At 66.1% G+C, this 18105-nt stretch carries 20 protein-coding genes and 1 tRNA gene; 10 read left to right on the top strand and 11 right to left on the bottom strand.

The genetic code is table 11. From position 1 onward, the window contains the following. Position 1: 1 nt before the first annotated feature. From AC6JAM_RS14160 to AC6JAM_RS14170, 3 genes are all read right to left on the bottom strand, one after another. Positions 2–637 (bottom strand): DUF2461 domain-containing protein, encoded by a 636-nt coding sequence (locus AC6JAM_RS14160; protein WP_497935136.1) that lies wholly within the window; start codon positions 635–637, stop codon positions 2–4. Positions 638–774: 137 nt separating this feature from the next. Then, entirely contained in the window at positions 775–2271 is a 1497-nt protein-coding gene (locus AC6JAM_RS14165; protein ID WP_018760545.1) for a catalase, read from the bottom strand. Between the two features lie 7 nt (positions 2272–2278). Continuing rightward, positions 2279–2764, bottom strand: coding sequence for a Fur family transcriptional regulator (locus AC6JAM_RS14170; protein ID WP_497935137.1), 486 nt, complete (start codon positions 2762–2764; stop codon positions 2279–2281). An 81-nt stretch (positions 2765–2845) separates the two neighbouring features. On the opposite strand from AC6JAM_RS14170, the gene AC6JAM_RS14175 reads away from it, so the two are divergent. Together AC6JAM_RS14175 and htpX are read left to right on the top strand one after the other, a co-directional pair. Beyond that, positions 2846–4117 (top strand): MFS transporter, encoded by a 1272-nt coding sequence (locus tag AC6JAM_RS14175; protein ID WP_497935138.1) that lies wholly within the window; start codon positions 2846–2848, stop codon positions 4115–4117. Positions 4118–4146: 29 nt separating this feature from the next. Further along, entirely contained in the window at positions 4147–5013 is an 867-nt protein-coding gene (gene htpX / locus AC6JAM_RS14180) for a zinc metalloprotease HtpX (RefSeq protein WP_056393047.1), read from the top strand. Between the two features lie 203 nt (positions 5014–5216). Here the strand turns inward: htpX and efeB are convergent, their stop codons facing one another. From efeB to AC6JAM_RS14200, 4 genes are all read right to left on the bottom strand, one after another. Then, positions 5217–6593 carry an iron uptake transporter deferrochelatase/peroxidase subunit gene (efeB, locus tag AC6JAM_RS14185; RefSeq protein ID WP_497935139.1) on the bottom strand — a complete coding sequence of 459 codons (1377 nt, stop codon included), beginning with the start codon at positions 6591–6593 and terminating at the stop codon, positions 5217–5219. Next, positions 6590–7786, bottom strand: coding sequence for an iron uptake system protein EfeO (gene efeO, locus AC6JAM_RS14190; RefSeq protein WP_497935140.1), 1197 nt, complete (start codon positions 7784–7786; stop codon positions 6590–6592). The genes efeB and efeO overlap by 4 nt, the downstream gene beginning before the upstream one ends. 52 nt (positions 7787–7838) lie before the next feature. Further along, entirely contained in the window at positions 7839–8702 is an 864-nt protein-coding gene (gene efeU / locus AC6JAM_RS14195; protein WP_497935141.1) for an iron uptake transporter permease EfeU, read from the bottom strand. A 307-nt stretch (positions 8703–9009) separates the two neighbouring features. Next, positions 9010–9501 carry a YajQ family cyclic di-GMP-binding protein gene (locus AC6JAM_RS14200; RefSeq protein WP_018769043.1) on the bottom strand — a complete coding sequence of 164 codons (492 nt, stop codon included), beginning with the start codon at positions 9499–9501 and terminating at the stop codon, positions 9010–9012. 186 nt (positions 9502–9687) lie between these two features. Here AC6JAM_RS14200 and AC6JAM_RS14205 point away from each other — a divergent pair, with 186 nt between their 5' ends. The 5 genes from AC6JAM_RS14205 to AC6JAM_RS14225 all read left to right on the top strand — a co-directional run bounded on the left by AC6JAM_RS14205 (position 9688) and on the right by AC6JAM_RS14225 (position 12248). Continuing rightward, complete coding sequence (locus AC6JAM_RS14205) at positions 9688–9945, top strand: hypothetical protein (protein ID WP_018769044.1); 258 nt, start codon at positions 9688–9690, stop codon at positions 9943–9945. Positions 9946–10111: 166 nt separating this feature from the next. Further along, positions 10112–10193, top strand: a tRNA-Tyr gene (locus AC6JAM_RS14210). A gap of 248 nt (positions 10194–10441) precedes the next feature. Continuing rightward, positions 10442–10768, top strand: coding sequence for a helix-turn-helix domain-containing protein (locus tag AC6JAM_RS14215; RefSeq protein WP_018772270.1), 327 nt, complete (start codon positions 10442–10444; stop codon positions 10766–10768). Then, entirely contained in the window at positions 10765–11619 is an 855-nt protein-coding gene (locus tag AC6JAM_RS14220) for an IS3 family transposase (protein ID WP_018772269.1), read from the top strand. Before AC6JAM_RS14215 ends, AC6JAM_RS14220 begins: the two co-directional genes overlap by 4 nt. Positions 11620–11822: 203 nt before the next feature. Further along, a complete protein-coding gene (locus AC6JAM_RS14225; protein WP_018769045.1) occupies positions 11823–12248 on the top strand; it encodes a CBS domain-containing protein in 426 nt (141 codons plus the stop codon). Between the two features lie 104 nt (positions 12249–12352). On the opposite strand, the gene AC6JAM_RS14230 is transcribed toward AC6JAM_RS14225, so the two are convergent. Both AC6JAM_RS14230 and AC6JAM_RS14235 read right to left on the bottom strand, forming a co-directional pair. Beyond that, complete coding sequence (locus tag AC6JAM_RS14230; RefSeq protein WP_497935142.1) at positions 12353–13360, bottom strand: LysM peptidoglycan-binding domain-containing protein; 1008 nt, start codon at positions 13358–13360, stop codon at positions 12353–12355. A 401-nt stretch (positions 13361–13761) separates the two neighbouring features. Beyond that, entirely contained in the window at positions 13762–14496 is a 735-nt protein-coding gene (locus AC6JAM_RS14235) for an ion channel (protein ID WP_018769047.1), read from the bottom strand. A gap of 71 nt (positions 14497–14567) precedes the next feature. Between AC6JAM_RS14235 and AC6JAM_RS14240 the strand changes: the two genes are divergently transcribed. Both AC6JAM_RS14240 and trxA read left to right on the top strand, forming a co-directional pair. Then, positions 14568–15122 carry an acyl-CoA thioesterase gene (locus AC6JAM_RS14240; RefSeq protein ID WP_056393057.1) on the top strand — a complete coding sequence of 185 codons (555 nt, stop codon included), beginning with the start codon at positions 14568–14570 and terminating at the stop codon, positions 15120–15122. A gap of 92 nt (positions 15123–15214) precedes the next feature. After that, positions 15215–15652: a thioredoxin gene (gene trxA / locus AC6JAM_RS14245; RefSeq protein WP_018769049.1), complete on the top strand. Its 438-nt coding sequence runs from the start codon at positions 15215–15217 to the stop codon at positions 15650–15652. 67 nt (positions 15653–15719) lie between these two features. Here the strand turns inward: trxA and AC6JAM_RS14250 are convergent, their stop codons facing one another. After that, on the bottom strand, positions 15720–15998 hold the full coding sequence (locus tag AC6JAM_RS14250) for a putative quinol monooxygenase (protein ID WP_018769050.1): 279 nt from the start codon (positions 15996–15998) through the stop codon (positions 15720–15722). A 103-nt stretch (positions 15999–16101) separates the two neighbouring features. Between AC6JAM_RS14250 and AC6JAM_RS14255 the strand changes: the two genes are divergently transcribed. Next, entirely contained in the window at positions 16102–17778 is a 1677-nt protein-coding gene (locus tag AC6JAM_RS14255) for an AMP-binding protein (protein ID WP_478223076.1), read from the top strand. On the opposite strand, the gene AC6JAM_RS14260 is transcribed toward AC6JAM_RS14255, so the two are convergent. Next, positions 17779–18096: a hypothetical protein gene (locus AC6JAM_RS14260; protein WP_018769052.1), complete on the bottom strand. Its 318-nt coding sequence runs from the start codon at positions 18094–18096 to the stop codon at positions 17779–17781. Positions 18097–18105: the final 9 nt, after the last annotated feature.

The raw sequence follows: 18105 nt of genomic DNA on the forward strand, positions 1-18105 counted from the left end.
TTCAGGGTGCGGCGTACCGGCCCACCCATTCCACGAGCGGCCGGAGCTGCCGCCACCGTTCCGCGATCCGCTCCTTCGCGGCGGGTGTGGAGACCCACTCCGGCCGGCCCACCTCGACTCCGGCGGAGAGCGATTTGTGCTTGAGCAGTTCGGCGCGGGGATGGTCTTTGTCGAATCCCCGCGGGACGGTTTTCAGCGTCTCGCCCTCGATGGCAAAACCGGCGCCGGCCACGGCATCAACAATGGCCTGAAGGGCGGCGCCGCTGGCGGAAGCGTCGGCGGCCGCGCGGAACCGTGCCAGCTGGGCGGGAGTGTGGGAGTGGTAGCCCCCACCGATCAACAGCCCGTCAGCATTGATTTGGAGATAGAAACCCACGCCTTCCTGGCGCGCAGCGAATGCTCCCTGGGCAGTTTTGTAGGGCGACTTGTCCAGTGAGAAGCGGACGTCGCGGTTGGGGCGGAAAAGCTTGGCCGGTCCGAACTCGGGTTCCAGCTCGGAGAGCAGGAGGGTGAGTGGTGCCTTGACTGATTCCTCGTACGTTGCCTTGTGTGCCAGCCACCAGTCGCGGTTGTTGTTGTCCTCCAGCTGTGCGTAGAAGCGGAAAGCTTCGATGGGGATGCCTGCGAAAGTGTTCATCTACGGAGCGTAGGGCTGCCGCCCGCAACCAGCCAGATCTACGCCGCCGTATGTGCAAAAGCGGCCCGACAGCAGAACACCCCGCCACGGAGGCCCGTGACGGGGTGTTCTTTCGGTTCAGCCGGCAGGAAGCCTGGTCAGCCGACCTTGTTGGCGGACTCTGCGGCCGACGTCGGAGCGGAGGGGGCATCCCCTGCGCCGAGGTTGGCGCGCAGCTTGGCGCCGAGTTCGGCGTCGACGTTGGTCCAGTACTGGATGGCCCGTTCCTTGATGTCGGCGCTCTTGACGCCGCCCACTGCACCGGAGATGGTCTCCAGGAACCGGGCCTTGGCGGCCTCGTCGTAGACCTCGCGGTACAGCGCACCGGCCTGCACGAAGTCGCTGTCCTCCGCGTGGAGGGAGTGCGCGGCAAGGGTCAGCTCGCCGTCGTTCTCCCAGCCGCCGGCCGGGTTCTGCGGCTCAACCGCAGCGGGGCCGCCCACGGAGTTCGGTGCATAGACCGGAACCGACGGGGCGTTGAACAGGTAGCGACCGGCGCCGTCCTGGCTGTAGTTGTTGACCTGGTTCTTGGGCTGGTTCACCGGGATCTGGGCGTGGTTGGTGCCCACGCGGTAGCGGTGCGCATCGGCGTAGGAGAAGATGCGGGCCTGCAGCATCTTGTCCGGCGAGGCGGCAATGCCGGGGACGAAGTTCGACGGCGCAAAGGTGGCCTGCTCGATCTGCGCGAAGTAGTTCTCCGGATTGCGGTTCAGTTCCATGGTGCCAACCTTGATCAGCGGGTAGTCGCCGTGCGGCCACACCTTGGTCAGGTCGAAGGGGTTGAACCTGTAGGTCTTGGCGTCCTCGTACGGCATCACCTGGACGTGCAGGTCCCAGGAGGGGAAGTTGCCGGCGGCGATGTTCTCGGACAGGTCGCGGATGTAGAAGTCTGCGTCGGAACCGGCCAGCTGCTCAGCCTGCTCGCTGGTCATGGAGTTCACGCCCTGGTTGGACTTGAAGTGGTACTTGACCCAGAAGCGCTCGCCTGCGGCGTTGATCCACTGGTAGGTGTGCGAGCCGTAGCCCTGCATTTCGCGCCACGAGGCAGGCAGGCCGCGATCACCCATGAGCCAGGTGACCTGGTGTGCGGACTCGGGGGACAGGGTCCAGAAGTCCCACTGCATGTCGGCGTCACGCAGGTGCGTGCCCGGGAGGCGCTTCTGCGAGTGGATGAAGTCCGGGAACTTGATGCCGTCGCGGATGAAGAAGACGGGGGTGTTGTTGCCCACGAGGTCGTAGTTGCCCTCGGTGGTGTAGAACTTCACGGCAAAACCGCGGGGATCGCGCCAGGTGTCCGGGGAACCGTTCTCGCCGGCGACGGAGGAGAAGCGGATCAGCATCTCGGTCTCGGCGCCCGGCTGCAGGAACGCGGCCTTGGTGTACTTGGAGATGTCCTCAGTGGCCTTGAACGTGCCGAAGGCGCCGCCGCCCTTGGCGTGCACTACGCGCTCCGGAACCCGTTCGCGGTTGAACTGGGCAAGCTTTTCGATGAGGTAGTGGTCGGTCAGGATGATGGCACCGTCGGCACCAACTGACTTCGAGTGAGCGTCGGACGTAACCGGCGCACCTGACTGGGTTGTGGAAACGGCAGTCATTGTTCTCCTATTTCTCTTTTTCTTGCGAGGGACTATGGGGAGGAAGTTGCTGGGCCCGCTGGCAGTCCTGGCAGATGCCCTGGTACATGACATCCGCGATCTGGATGGTCATGGGCTTGGCGTCAGGGTTCCAGTGGGGCGTGAGGCACGGGGCATGGCCGACGGCGCAGTCCACGTCCTCCACCCGCCCGCAGCTGATGCAGATGGCGTGGTGGTGGTTGTCGCCCACGCGTGTCTCGTACAGCGCGGGGGAGTGCGGGGGCTCGAAGCGGCGCAGCATGTGCAGGTCCGTCAGGTCGCCCAGGACCACGTAGACAGACTGGGCCGTCAGCTCGGGCAGTTCGGCCCGGGCGGCGGCCAGGATGCTTTCGGCAGGTGAATGCGGGTGGCGTTCGACGGCGGCAAGGACGGCCAGCCGCTGCTTGGTCACCCTGCGGCCGTGGGCGCGCAGGGCTGCAGCCCACGCTTCCTGGCCGTCAAAGTGCTCCATCATGGCTCCATTGAAACACTTATTTTTAGCAACTCACAATAAGGCGTGGCTTACCTTCCCGTGTCGCCCGCTAGTGTTACGGGGGTGGGGAAACTGCTTGCCGATGTCACGCCGCTCAGGGAAAGCCCGGCATTCCGCCGGTTGTGGCTCGGATCGGCGGTGTCCGCCGTCGGCAGCCAGCTCACCCTGGTGGCAGTGAGCCTCGAGGTGTACCGCCTGACGCAGGACAGCTTCTACGTGGGCCTGCTGGGCATCTTCGCGCTGGTTCCCCTCGTGATCGGTGGCCTGATGGGCGGCTCCATCGCCGACGCCCACGACCGCAGGCGGATTGCCCTGCTGGCCACCACCGTGCTCTGGCTGACCACCGGCCTGATCGCACTGCAGGCCTGGGTGCAGCTCGGCAACGTGTGGGTGCTGTACCTGCTGGTGGCACTGCAAAGCGGGGCCCAGGCCATCAACCAGCCGGCACGCAGCGCCATCATCCCCACGCTCATCCGCAAGGAACTCCTGCCGGCCGCCAACGCGCTGAGCATGCTGACCCTGGGCCTTGCCATGACCGCGGGGCCGCTGCTGGCCGGCCTCCTGGTGGCGTGGCTCGGGTTCGGCTGGACCTACACCATCGACTTCGTGAGCTTTGCCTTCGTCTTATGGGCTGTCTACCGGCTGCCACCCATGCCGCCCACCGGTGGACACAGCAAGGCGGGGATCCGCTCCGTCATCGAGGGGTTCCGGTTCCTTGGTACGCGGCCCAACCTCCGCATGACCTTCATCATCGACCTCATCGCCATGGTCCTTGCCCAGCCGCGGGCGCTGCTGCCCGCCGTCGCGGCCCTCATGATCGGCGGCGGCGAGGCAACCGTGGGCATCCTGCTGGCCTGCACCGCCGTCGGGGCCTTCCTGGCCGGCTTGTTCTCCGGTCCGCTGGGCAGCGTGCGCCGCCAGGGGACCGCCGTCGTCGTTTCGGTGATGGGCTGGGGCGCGTCCATCGGGGCGTTCGGCCTGGTGGTGCTGCTGGCCGGTCCCGCGCCGGCCGGGGCGGTGACCCTGTGGCTCCTGCCCGCCGCCGTCTGCTGTGTCCTTGCAGGCATTGCCGACTCCATCAGCAGCGTCTACCGCAACACCATCCTGCAGGCCGCGGCCCCTGACCACCTCCGCGGCCGGCTGCAGGGCGTGTTCATCGTGGTGGTGGCCGGCGGCCCTCGAATCGGGGACGTGCTGGCGGGTGGCGCGACTAAGATTTTGAATGAGGGCTGGGTCCTGCTGCTCGGCGGTGCGCTGTGTATTGCGGGGGCCTTGCTGGCGGCGAAACTGCAGCCGGGCTTCCGGACGTACGATGCGCGGAACCCGGTTCCCTAGCCGGCCGTTCCTTTTAACGAGGAGGAAACGTGCACAACCATCACAACGGACTGAAGACCGCGGCACTGTTCGGGGTGCTGTGGGCGGTGCTGCTGGGCCTTGGCGGGCTCATCGGCGTGGGGACACGCAGCTCGGCCCCCATCTGGATCATGGCCCTGATCGGCGTCGGCACCACCTTCTACGGGTACTGGAACAGCGACAAGATTGCCATCCGGGCCATGCAGGCCATCCCGGTCTCCGAAGCCCAGGCGCCGCAGCTCTACCAGATTGTCCGCGAGCTTTCGATGCGCGCCAACCAGCCCATGCCGCGCATCTATGTGTCGCCCACCATGAACCCCAACGCGTTCGCCACCGGACGCAATCCGCAAAATGCCGCGGTCTGCTGCACCGAGGGCATCCTCCAGCTCCTGGACGCCCGTGAACTCCGCGGCGTCCTGGGACACGAACTGATGCACGTCTACAACCGGGACATCCTCACCTCATCCGTGGCTGCCGCCGTCGCGGGCGTCATCACGTCCGTGGGGCAGATGCTGCTGTTCTTCGGCGGCGGTGACCGGCGCAACGCCAACCCCCTGGCCATGATCGCCATGGCACTGCTGGCGCCGTTCGCGGCGTCGCTGATCCAGATGGCCATCTCCCGCACCAGGGAGTACGACGCCGACGAGGACGGTTCGCAGCTCACCGGCGATCCGCTGGCGCTCGCCTCGGCCCTGGCCAAGATCGAACGCGGCGTCACCATCGCGCCCCTGCCGCAGGACCAGCGGCTGGTCAACGCCTCCCACCTCATGATCGCCAACCCCTTCCGCGGCGGCGCCATGAACAAGCTGTTCGCCACCCACCCGCCCATGCGGGACCGGATCGCCCGGCTGGAGCGGATGGCCGGCCGGCAGCCGTAGCCGGTTGCCCGCCGTCGGACCTGTATGCCGACGCCCTGCCTTCAGCAGCGACCCGCGCCTTCGCCGGCGACGCGCACCTTCATTTTCGCTGCGCAGATTCCTTGGCGCCCCTGGTATTTCGGGTGCGCCAAGGAACCTGCGCAGCGGTTAGCCTTTGGCGCGTCGGGAACGACGGCGGGGCGGGGCCGGCATGGGCGGTCCCGCTACGCGAAGAGGCCTTCGCCGATGAAGCCGCCGGGCTTCACCCCGCCCGGCACCGCGAAAAGTCCGGAGCCCGTGTGCTTCAGGTACTCCACCGCCAGGGTGTCGCCCTTGGCCATCGCCATCTGCATGGGGACATAGTGGGTCCGTGGATCGGTGACGAACGCAATGAAGAACAGCCCGGCGTCCAGGTGCCCCAGGCCGTCGGAACCGTCGGTGTAGTTGTAGCCCCGGCGCAGCATCCGCACCCCGCTGTTCTGGCTGGGATGTGCCATCCGCATGTGGGAATCGAGGGGGATCAGGGGTTTTCCGCCCTTGCCCTGCCGCGCGAAATCGGGCTCGGTGAACTCCCCGCCGCCGGACAGGGGCGCACCCGTTCCCTTGGTCCGGCCGATCAGGCCTTCCTGTTCGCCCAGGGACGTGCGGTCCCAGATCTCGATGTGCATGCGGATCCGGCGGGCCACCAGGTAGCTGCCGCCTGCCATCCAGGCATCCTGGGGCCGGGCGGCCGCTGCCCACACATGCTGGTCCAGCAGTTGCTGGTCCTCCACCTTCAGGTTGTTGGTGCCGTCCTTGAACCCGAAGAGGTTCCGCGGGGTCTGCTGCGTGCGGGACGTGGACGAGGTCCGGCCGAAGCCCAGCTGGGACCACCTGACCCGCACCTTGCCGAAGCCGAGCCGCGCCAGGTTCCGGATGGCGTGCACCGCCACCTGGGGGTCATCCGCGCAGGCCTGCACCACCAGGTCGCCGCCGCTGCGGGCGGGGTCCAGGTCGTCGCCGGGGAAGTGCGGCAGGTCGGCCAGGGCCTCGGGCCGGCGTCCTTCCAGTCCGAAGCGGGCCACGCCGTCCTTTTCGAACAGGCCGCCGCCGAAGCCGAAGGTCAGGGTCAGCTTTCCCGCGTTGAGGTCCAGCGCCTCGCCGGTGTCCTCCGGAGGGGCGCCATAGGGTCCGTCCACGGCGCCGGTTGCGCCCGCCGGGCGGCCCTCGGTCAGTGCTTCCGCAGCCCGCGTCCAGTCCTTGAGCAGCTGGACCAGTTCCTCACGCTTCGTCGTGGTGACGTCGAACGCGGCCATGTGCAGGCGGTCCTGGGCGGGGGTGGTGATGCCGGCCTGGTGGTCGCCGTGGAAGGGGACCACCGGGCTGTCGGCGGCCGGCGGCGCGGCAGAGGCGGCCACGGCGTCGTGCCCCAGGAAGCCTGCGGCGAGCCCCGCTGCCGCACCGCCCAGTCCGGCGATGCCAAACAGGCCGCGCCTGCTCAGGCGGGCTCCCGCCGTCGGCTGTTCCCGGTCCCCGCCATCCTGCGCCGCCCCAGGTGAAGCGGCAGGTTCATCCGGCGCGGAGGCCTCCGGCGGCCGGCCGCCAAAGGGGCAGCCGGTCACAGGACCACCGCCGCCGTCAGCCGGGACAGCGGTTCGCCGAGCGCGTCAACCAGTGACGCCAGCCGCTGGACCTGCTCAGGGGCCAGCTTGTCGTAGGAGGCGAAGCCGGTGCCCTGGGCGTGCGTGGCCAGCTCCGCCTGCAGTGCGGCGAATTTCTCATCCAGGGAGGCGGCCAGGGCAGCGTCCTTCCGAAGCAATGCGGGCTTCAGGCTTTCGAAGGCGATGCGGGCGCCGTCGACGTTCGCCTGGAAGTCCCAAAGATCCGTGTGCGACCAGATCTCCTCCTCCCCGGTCACCTTTCCGGTGGCAACCTCGTCCAGCAGTTCCTTGGCGCCGTTGCCCAGCATGTCCGCGGAAATCTCCAGGGTGCGGGTGCGCTCCACCAGGTCCTTGGTGTCGGCCACCATCCGGTCTGCGATCGAGGACCGTTCCGCTGCCGTCAACGCCGTGTAGTCCGCCGGCGGGAACAGGTCCTTCTCGGCACGGTGCCAGCCGGTCCACTCCTGGCCCGGTTCGAGATCGGCTTCACGGGCATCAAGTTGCGGGTCCAGGTCCCCAAAGGACTCGGCCACGGGCTCGATCCGTTCCCAGTGCTGGCGCGTTGCGGCGTACAGGGAGCGCGCCTCCTGCGCGTTGCCGGCCGCGAAGGCGGCGGCGAACTGCTGGGTGCCGGTGAGCAGTTGCTCGCTCTGGTCCTTGACGTAGGAGGCGTACTGCCCGGTGGCGGTGTCCAGGAGGTGCTGGAAGTCCGTGTCGGCCGACGGCTGGTTTCCGGACTGGGTGACTTCCAGGGCGCCCCTGATCCCGTCGCCTTCCATGCCCGGCTTGCAGGCTGTCGTATAGGTGCCTGCCGGGGCGGTGACCACCAGGTTGCGGGTCAGGCCGGGGCCGATGTTCTCCACCTCGCCCAGGATGCGCAGCCCGTCCGCTGCCAGCAGGTAGAACTCGGTGACCTCCGTGCCCTCGTTCTTCACGGAGAAGCTGAGGTTTCCGCTGGGCACGCTGCCGGCCGAGACCTTGCACTCGGTGTTTGAGCTGACAACCTCGATGGCGCCACCCGAGGTGTCCGCTGCCTTGGTGTTGTCCGTGCAGCCGGTGAGGAGCAGAGGGACGGCCACGACGGCGGCAGCAAGGGCGGCGGGCTTGTTTCGGAAGACGTACCGGGGTGTTTTGGGCAGGGTGAAGCCGGGCATTGGGTTGTCCTTTGGGTGCGGGTGCGGAGGTCTTTGGGGGTCAGGCAGGCCGTCAGGCAGCGGCCGGGGCTTTGGCGGTGTGGTTGTTGCCGGCCATGGTCCTGCCTGGCGGCACCGACGTGAAGTGCGTGCGCAGGTAGAGGAACAGCACGGGCAGTACGTACACAAGCCACGCCGCGGCTTCCAGCCAGGTGGTAGCCGGGGAGAAGTTCAGGGTGCCCTTGAGCAGGGTGCCGTACCAGGACGACGGCGGTACCGCGGCGCTGATATCGAACGCCAGGGAGTGCAGGCCCGGAAGGAGCCGGGCCTCCTGGAGATCATGGACGCCGTAGGACAGCACGCCGCCGGCGATGACGATGAGGGCGGCGCCGGTCCAGGTGAAAAAGCGGGAGAGATTGACCTTCAGGACGCCGCGGTGCAGCAGGTAGCCCAGGCCGGCCGCGGTTGCCAGGCCAAGCAGGGCGCCCAGCAGTGGCTGGGTGGTCTCACCGGTGGCCTTGGCCGCCGCCCACAGGAAGAGGGCCGTTTCCAGGCCTTCCCGTCCCACGGCGATGGCTGCCACCACGGCCAGGCCCCAGCCGGCTCCGCCTGCGGAGCGGTCGACCCGCGACTTCAGGTCGCTCCCGAGTGTCCGGGCGGTGCGGGCCATCCAGAAGACCATCCAGGTGACCAGGCCGACGGCGAGGATGGACAGGCTGCCGCCAATCGCCTCCTGCGCCTGAAACGTGAGGCCCTTGGGGCCGAAGGTCAGGAGGGCCCCGAACCCGACGGAGACAGCCACGGCCGCCGCAACGCCTGTCCACAGCCGGGGGATGAGGTGGCGGCGGTCCGTCTTGGCCAGGTAGGCCATGAGGAGGACCACCACCAGGGTGGCTTCGAGTCCTTCGCGCAGGCCGATCAGGTAGTTGGCAGTCATGGAGGTTCTTTCGCTCAGGTAAGCCTTACTTAGGCAGGCCTAAGGATGAGATTACCCGGCGCTGGCAATTACGCAAACTAAACGTGCTGTAATCTCGCGTTCGTTACGCATGGCGGGGCCGCAGCGGAATCGGCGACCGGCTCCGCCGTCCGCAAGACGCAAAGCCGCCCGCGACACGCAAGGCCGTCCGCAAGACGCAAAGCCGCCCGCGACACGCAAAAAGGCCGGCGCCCCCCGTATATCGGGTGCGCCGGCCGTTAGGCGTAGCGGAGGAAATTATCCGCGTCGAAATCGACGGCGGGGAGGGCTAGCTGCGGAAGTTCACAAACTGCAGGTCGGCTTCCTCGAAGTCCTTCAGCAGCGCCATGGTGGCCTGCAGGTCATCGCGGGACTTGGAGGAGACCCGCAGTTCGTCGCCCTGGATCTGGGACTTCACCGATTTGGGCGCCTCGTCCCGGATCAGCTTGTTGATCTTCTTGGCCAGGTCCTGCGCAATGCCTTCCTTGATGGAGGCTTCCAGTCGGAACTCCTTGCCGGATGCGTAGGGCTCGCCGGTATCCAGCGACTTTAGTGAGATTCCGCGGCGGATCAGCTTGGACTGCAGTACGTCCAGGACCGCCAGGACGCGTTCCTCGGAGTTGGCCTTCATGAGGATCTTCTCGCCGCTGAAGTCCACCTCGGCCCCGACGCCCTTGAAGTCGTAGCGCTGGGCGAGTTCCTTCTGGGCCTGGTTGAGCGCGTTGGCCACTTCCTGCTTGTCCACTTTGCTTACGACGTCGAACGTTGACTCGCCTGCCATGACTCTCCTTTGTTGATGGGGCGCCCCGCGCGGAACAGGGCCAGGATCACTGGAATCCAGCCTAGTACGGATGCCCGGACCGGTGGGGGCCGCGGATTCACAGTTCCCTCTCAGCGGACGCACCGGGGGAACGAAGGCGCGCTGGCGAGAGTTGGAGCAGTTGTACTGAAGTTCGAGAGGAACACCATGCACCGCAAGGCCGCCCGTTATGTCACCCGGACCACATCAGCAGCAGCGGGGGCGGTGGCCACGGCGGCGACCTCGGTGGCGGCGGCAGCGCTGGCAGCCTCCATCATCTTCAGCCCGGTGGCCGACGCCTCCTCCCGCATGGATGGGGTACGGGCGGACCTTCAGCGGGCCGTGCAGCTGAACCAGATCACCGAGGAGCAGGCCCTGAGCTTCGAGGCCAAGCTGGCCGGACGCATCCTGGGCCAGGAGGCATAAAACAGCGGTTTTCCGGCGCTGTTTCGCGGCTTTTGGGGCTGCCCGGGACTCGATTCGATTCTTCGGCGGAAGTTCTGTAAAGTTGTCTTGCCCGCGGTTACTGAAGCGGAACGGACGGAAACGGACGCTCCGAACACTGCATCAGCGGGTACTTCTTTTGAAGTTCGGCAGATTACCCGAGCGGCCAAAGGGGGCTGACTGTAAATCAGCTGGCAACGCCTACGGGGGTTCGAATCCCTCATCTGCCACCCAAGGAAAGCCTCCGGAACCACCATGAACTGCTCCCCGGAAGTTGGACTGAGAAATTCAGTTCCGACTTCCGGGGAGCAGTTTTATGCATGCACGTAGTTCGTTGTCTGAGGTTCAGCGTGAGGCCGCTGTAGCGTGGTTTGAGAAGGGCATCGCGGATAGTGCGGCGGCGACGTTGCTAGGGGTGTCCCGCCCGCCGATAAGGGTTCTCTATCGGCGGTGGAAGATCCATGGTCGAGGAGCGCTGGTGGCCAAGCCGACGAAACAGGTGTACTCGTTCGAATTCAAGCTCGCGCTGGTTGAACGGTTTATCGCCGGTGAGACTGCCCCGGATCTCGCGGCGGAGGTGGGTTTGTCCTCGCCCACGCTACTGAAGACGTGGGCCCGGGCGTATCGCCGCGAGGGCCCGGACGCATTACGTCCCAAGTCCAAGGGCAGGCCTAAGGCACCTGATGCCCCGCAGCCGGCCGAGGTATCGGAACTGGAGCGGTTACGGCGGGAGAACGAACGGTTGCGGGCGGAAGTGGCTTACCTGGGAAAATTGCGGGCCTTGAGGGCGCAGGAACGACGGTGAAGGTCCAAGCCCTCATCGCTCTCAAGGCTGACTTCCCGCTTCCGGTCCTGCTGCAGGCAGCATCTCTTGCCAGATCGACGTTCTTCTATCATCAGGCACGCATCCAAGGCCCTGATCCGCAGGAGTTCATCAAGGCCGCTGTCAGGGAAATTTTCGAGAAGAACCATGGCCGGTACGGGCACCGGCGGGTCCACACCGAGATGGTCAAGCAAGGGTGGACGGTCGCGAAAAAGACCGTTCTGAAGCTCATGCGGTCCCTGAATCTGGTGTGCAAGGTCCGGCGGAAGAAGCGTTATAACTCCTACCAGGGCGGGCAGGGCCGGGTTGCTCCGAACGTGTTGAACCGGGAGTTCGAGGCTGATGCCCCGAACCGGAAGTGGGTAACGGATGTGACGGAGTTCAGCGTCGGCGACCGTAAGCTCTACCTTTCGCCGGTTATGGATCTTTTCGACCGGCAGATCATCTCCTACTCGATCAGCCCGTCTCCGAATCTGGAGCTCACCAATAATTCGCTGCGCCAGGCCCTTGCCTGCCTTGAGGATAACCAGCAGCCACTCGTGCATTCGGACCAGGGCTTCCAGTACCAGCACGTCTCGTGGCGAAAACTCTTACAGGAAGCCGGCGCGAGCCAGTCGATGTCACGCAAGGGCAACTGCTACGACAACGCCGTGATGGAAAACTTCTTCGGCCACCTTAAGGAAGAGCTCTTCCACCACGTGCGATACCTCAGCACCGACGCCTTGGCAGGGGCACTGCACGAATACATCCGCTGGTACAACACCGAAAGAATCTCGACAAAGCTCAAGGGCCTGAGCCCGGTGCAATACCGGACCCAGACCCTCGCGGCTTAGGCTCTTATTTAGTCAGTCCAACTTCCGGGGAGCAGTTCACCAGGTTCCGGGGGCTTTTTCGTGTCTTCAGGCAGGGTCGGAGGCCGCCTGGAAACGGTGCCAAACCGTCGTCGACACCATGGGGGTGCGGGCGTAGTCTGACAGAATCGGCGCACGTGCCCCGATGCCCTGCGTCGATAAATCCATCGATGAAGGAGGATTCAATGAGTGCTGTACGTGAATTCATGACCACGGATGCGCGATGTATCCGTGAAGGCGAGTCCCTTGTGGACGCCGCCCGGATGATGCAGGACCTGGACTGCGGCGCCCTCCCCATCTGCGGGGATGACGGCAAGTTGAAGGGCATGATCACCGACCGCGACATTGTGCTCAAGTGCGTCGCCGCCGGCCGTGACCCGGGCCAGATGATGGCCCGCGACCTCGCCTCCGGCAAGCCCTACTGCGTCGACGCCGACGCCAACGTCGATGCAGCCATCGACATGATGGAAAAGCACCAGGTCCGCAGGCTCCCGGTGATCTCCGACCACAAACTGGTGGGCATCATCAGCCAGGGCGACATTGCGCGCAACTACTCCGAACAGCGCGTAGGCGAACTGGTGGAGCACATCTCGGAGCGCCACGGGATATAGCGCCGGCAATGCGGCATGGCCTTGTCCGCGGATCCAAGCCGTAAAGGTTCGGACCCGCGGACAAGCTTTTGATAACCCGGCTCAGCTCCCGGGTTCACGTGCCTTCAGTTCAGTGCGATCAGCAGCATCTGGCTTGTGCCCGGGATGCAGGTCTGCAGGATCGCCCGGGGGAAACCGCCGAACACCGCAATCACGTCGTTGGTGGTTCCGGGATTGGGGACCGTCCCGCGCCCCGTTACCGTGAAGGTTCCATAGCCCGGGATGCTCACCGTCTCACCCACGCTGATCCCGGAGAACCGGGCCCAGCCGCCGCAGAAATCATGCTCGGTGATGAACAGCGAATAGCCGTCATTGGGGGTGAAGTGGATGGGCCCGATGCAGGCGTCCACCATGGACTGGCCGCCGGAGCCGGCAACGTAAATGGTCCGGATTGCAGGCGCTGCGGGGACGGGAGCCGGAGCAGGTGCCGGTGCGGCCGCTGGAGCCGGGGCCGCGGCAGGTGCCGCGGCCGGAGCCGGGGCGGGTGCGGCCACTGCGATGGCCGGACCGGTCAGCAGGAGCGTCTGGCCAGGGTAGATGATGCTGTAGGCGCTGAGCCCGTTGGCCGCGAGCATGGCGTTCATGTCCACGCCATGGCCGGCAGCAATCGCGCCCACGGTGTCGCCCGGGACCACGGTGTACACGTTGGGGTCACCGGCAGGCGCGGGGGCCAGTGCGGGCGCAGGTTCCGGCGCAGGTTCGGCTGCTGCCGGTGCGGGGGCAGGCGCCGGGTCGGCGGCCGGCGCAGCAGCCTGTGCCGCCACCGCCGATGCCGCACCCGGATCGCTTTGTCCGGATGCCACGGCGTCCGTGGCTGTTTCGGCTGCGGCGCTTGGCGACGGTGGTGAGGCGGCCTCTGCCACCTGGGCCGCCGCCGTCGTGCTTCCGCCGAGGGTAGCGGGCGGCGCTGCCATGGCGCCCACGCCTACCGCGGCCACAACGGCCGCCGTGGCCATGCCGGCCCATAACTTGTTGCTGATGACCGGCCGGCCGGTGTTGAGGTCAGTCCGTGGTTCGTCGGTGGCGAAGCTTCTGCTGGTGCCCTCGGGGGAGGGAATGAAAGGCTGTTTCATGGAGTTGGCCCATCTGGGTTCGGTCCAGCCAGGTTGTGCTGCTGCACACCGGTGCGCCGGACGGATGGCGAAGTCATGGCACCGCCGGCCCCGGCAGTTGCCGGAGCCGCAGGCGGCACAGGGTGGAGGCATCCGCATACCCAGAAAATGCGGAACTCCGCGTGAAGGCAGGAACGTCCGGAAGCCACCCGGGGGACCTGCCAGTGCGTGTTGGTCCTAGGAATCCCGAGTCTAGGAATCGCCCCAAGGCCGGGGCACCAGTAGGAATTACCCGAGTTTTCGGGGCCGGTACCCGCCCGCGGCAGCGAAGCTACTCAGCATCCGGAAGCCCAATACTTGCCACCGGCCGTGACCTGGAGGGCGCAGGCCAACCACCAAACGGAATCTCTCAATCCCCGCTTCTACGGCGTCCGGCGTTCCCGCAGCTCGGCGATTTCCCGGCGCAATGAGGCAATCTCGGCCACCAGTTCCGTCACTTCAACCCGCAGCGGCTCTTCCACGGCCTCCGCCACCGTTTCCGCTGTATCCTCAACCCGCTGGACGAGCCAGGAGGCAATGGACGCCGTCACGACACCCAGCACGGCGATGCCGCTCATCATCAGCGCCGTGGCCACCAGCCGGCCGATGGGCGTCACCGGGTACATGTCCCCATAGCCCACCGTGGTGATGGTTGCGGTGGCCCACCACAGGGCATCGCCGAACGTGGTGATCTTGGCGTCCGGCGCCCATTGTTCGACGTCCAGCACAGCCAGCGCACCGACAAAAACCAGCAGCGCCGCGGACCCCGCCACATACGTGACCACGCGGCCGCGCAGCGTTTCGCCCACGGTACGGTGCAGGACGGACAACAATGTGACCAGGCGCAGCAGGCGCAGCGGCCGGAAGAACGGCAAGGCCACGATCACCAGCTCGTGCAGGTTCCGGATGAACCACTGCCGCCGGTCAGCCGAGAGCCACAGGTTTGCCGAGTAGTCCAGGACGAAGACGAACCAGGTCACCCACATGACCGCCTCAAGCCAGTCCGCCCCACTGCCCTCGACCCTGCCGATGACCTGCCAGGCGTACGCGCCGAGAAATACCAGTGCCGTCGCCATCAGGGGCCACTCCGCCAGGGCCCGGTAGCGTTGCTGCGTCATGCAGAAAATCCTAAGGGGATGGACCGCGGCACAGCAGGCCAAAAGATGTTACCGGCGGGTAACATTGAGGTATGCACCTGCTCCTGAGAACACTGCTTCTGCTTTTCCGGTCGAAACGGCGGCCGCCGCTCACCGTATGGGAACCGGCATCCCTGCCATTGCGCGTCCTGCCCACGGACATCGACATCGCCATGCACGTCAACAACGGCATGTACCTGTCCCTGATGGACCTGGGCCGGTTCGACCTCATGGTGCGCAGCGGCGTCTGGAAGCGGATGCGCCGCCGCGGCTGGAGCCCGGTGGTGTCGGCGGAAACCATCTCCTTCCGCAAATCCCTGCAGCTGTGGCAGGACTACGCCATCGAGACCCGCATCATCGGGCTGGACACCAAGGCGATCTTCTTCGAGCAGCGCATGGTGGCCGACGGCGAGATTTACGCACGTGCCTACATCGCCACCCGGCTGGTCACCAAGACCGGCCCGGTCAGCCAGGAGGAGATCATCGCGGAGTTCGGGACACCGCCCGGGGACCTGGTGCTGCCCGAGTGGATCCATGAGTGGCGCGCCTCCAGCGCCCTGCCCGGCAGCCGCACGCCTTCCCCGCACCTGTGGGATGCCAACCGCTGAACCCCCGTGCCGGCGTCGTCCTTCCCCTATTCCCGATGACGCGGGGAGCGAACACGGGCGACAGCCGGGGCCCCGGCGCGTAGCGTGGACACATGGCTACCCTCGACATCACAGGTGAACAGTTCGCATCCACGATCGAAGGCAACGACATTGTCCTGGTCGATTTCTGGGCAGAATGGTGCGGCCCCTGCAAGCAGTTCGGCCCCACCTACGCAGCAGTTTCCGAGAAGCACCCTGACGTCGTGTTCACCAAAGTGGACACCGAAGCAGAGCAGCAGCTGGCGGCGGAGGCAGGCATCACCTCCATCCCCACCCTGATGGCCTTCCGTGAAAAGGTGCTGGTGTTCTCGCAGCCCGGCGCCCTGAACGCCCAGCAGCTGGAACAGGTGGTGGACGCGGTGAAGGCACTGGACATGGACGAGGTCCACGCCCACGTGGCCCGCCAGCGGGAAGAAGCGGCAGCGGCGGCCAGCCAGCCTGCCGGCCCCCGGGACGGTACGCAGGACGGCACCCAGATCCCCGACTTCTAAGACTCTGACAGCACAAAAAATGCGGGACCTCCCACTGGAGGTCCCGCATTTTTGCGTTCAGGCTGCGTCAGACGCGTTCCAGCTTGACCGGTTCGGCCAGCAACGCGCTCAGCGACTCGTTCAGGTCCTGCACAGCGGTGCCCTTGGAGTGCTTGTCCAGATCCTCCTCGGACGCCCACTGTTCGGTCAGGACCAGCTTCTCCTCCGTGGCTTCGGTCAGCTCGTAACGGATGCAGCCTGGCTCGTTCACCACCTCATCGATCGCGATTTCCAGGGCCAGCTTGACGCGGAAGAACTCGCCGTCGTTGGGAATGAACGTTGCTATCAGGTCAATGGGTGCACTCATGCGTTTCACAATACCGGGGCTGCAGGTGGCGCCCCGTTGTGTTGCGCCCGTTTCCCCGCCTGTCTTCCTTCTCCTGCAGGGATCCTGTTGGTAGCGTGCCATCATGCGTGCTTATACAGCCGGGGACACTGACGTCCCGCTCCTGGAGGAAACCATCGGCGCGAACTTTGAGCGCGTGGCCGCCCAGTTCCCCCTCCATGACGCCTTGATTGAGGCCGCACCGGTGCCGGGCGCCGATGCCCGCCGCTGGAGCTACACAAAGATGAACGACGACGTCGACCGGCTGGCGCGTGCGCTCCTCGCCCTGGGCATCGCCAAGGGGGAGCGGGTGGGCATCTGGAGCCCCAACTGCGCCGAATGGACGCTGCTGCAGTACGCCACCGCCAAGGCCGGCGCCATCCTGGTCAACGTCAACCCGGCCTACCGCAGCCATGAACTGGAATTCGTGGTCAAGCAGAACGGCATGCGCATGCTGTTCACGGCGCCGTCGGACAACAACAGCGACTACGTGGCCATGGCGCGGCAGGCCCTGCTGACTTGCCCGGACCTGCGGGAGCTGGTCTTCCTGCCGGACCACGGCCTGGAGGGGCTGACGGCCGGGAGCCCCCAAAGCGATGCCGAACTGACGTACGCCGAACTGCTCAAGCGGGCGGACGACGTGAGTCACGCTGCCCTGAAGGCCCGCATGGCCGAACTCCACCCGCACGATCCCATCAACCTGCAGTACACGTCCGGCACCACGGGCTTTCCCAAAGGCGCCACGCTCACGCACCACAACATCCTGAACAACGGCTACGCCATCGGTGAGCTGCTGGGCTACACGGACCATGACCGGGTGGTCATCCCGGTGCCCTTCTACCACTGCTTCGGGATGGTGATCGGCAACCTCAATGCGCTCAGCCACGGCGCCGCCACCATCATCCCTGGCCGCGGCTTCTCGCCGCCGGCCGCGCTTGAGGCAGTGCAGGACTTCGCCGGAACATCCCTCTACGGGGTTCCCACCATGTTCATCGCCGAGCTCGCGCTGCCGGACTTCGCCTCCTATGACCTGTCCACGCTCCGCACGGGGGTGATGGCCGGTTCGCTGTGCCCCATCGAGGTGATGAACCGGGTGATCTCCGAAATGAACATGGTGGATGTGGCCATCTGCTACGGCATGACCGAGACCTCGCCCGTGTCCACGATGACCCGCAAGGGGGACACCCTCCAGCAGCGCACCGAGACCGTGGGCAGGACCATGCCGCAACTGGAGAGCCGGATCGTTGACCCTGCCACGGGGGAGGAACTGGAGCGCGGGCAGATCGGTGAGCTCTGCACCCGCGGCTACGCGGTGATGGCCGGGTACTGGAACCAGCCTGACAAGACGGCCGAAGCCATCGACGCCGACGGGTGGATGCACACCGGCGACCTCGCCCGGATGGACGACGACGGGTACGTGGTGGTGGAGGGCCGGATCAAGGACATGGTGATCCGGGGCGGGGAGAACATCTACCCCCGGGAAATCGAGGAGTTCCTGTACACGCACCCTGCCATCCAGGACGTCCAGGTGATTGGGGTTCCTGATCCCACATATGGGGAGGAGCTGATGGCCTGCATAATCCTCAAGCCGGGCGCGGAACGGCTGGACGCCGCAGCGGTGGCCGAGTACTGCCGGGGGAGGCTGGCCCACTACAAGATCCCGCGCTACGTGGAGGTGCGCGAGAGTTTCCCCATGACGGTCTCCGGGAAGGTCCGCAAGGTCCAGATGCGCGAGGAAGCGGTGGCCCGGCTGGGGCTCTGACTAGCGGGGCTGCTGCACCAGGTCGAATCGGACTTCGCCCTCGCAGATCGAGGTGATCCGGATGGTGTAGCCGTCAAATGTGGCTTCCTGCCCGAGTGCCAACCCCGGAAAGTCTTTCGATGCCGGGCTGCTGACCTCGAACAAGGCTACCGACAGGTCCACCGTCGGCGGGTCATTCTTCAGGTGTGTGCTGGACAGTCGCACGAGCGGTGTGGCATCCGAGCCCCGCGGGGAATCCGGCAGAAGCGGAAAAGAGCCATTTGCAGACGGGATGATCCGGTAAATTCCAGTGTTGGTGCAGCTTGCCGTTGACGTCATGGCTGGCTC

It is taken from the genome of Arthrobacter sp. GmRoot5-12, from assembly GCF_059739365.1.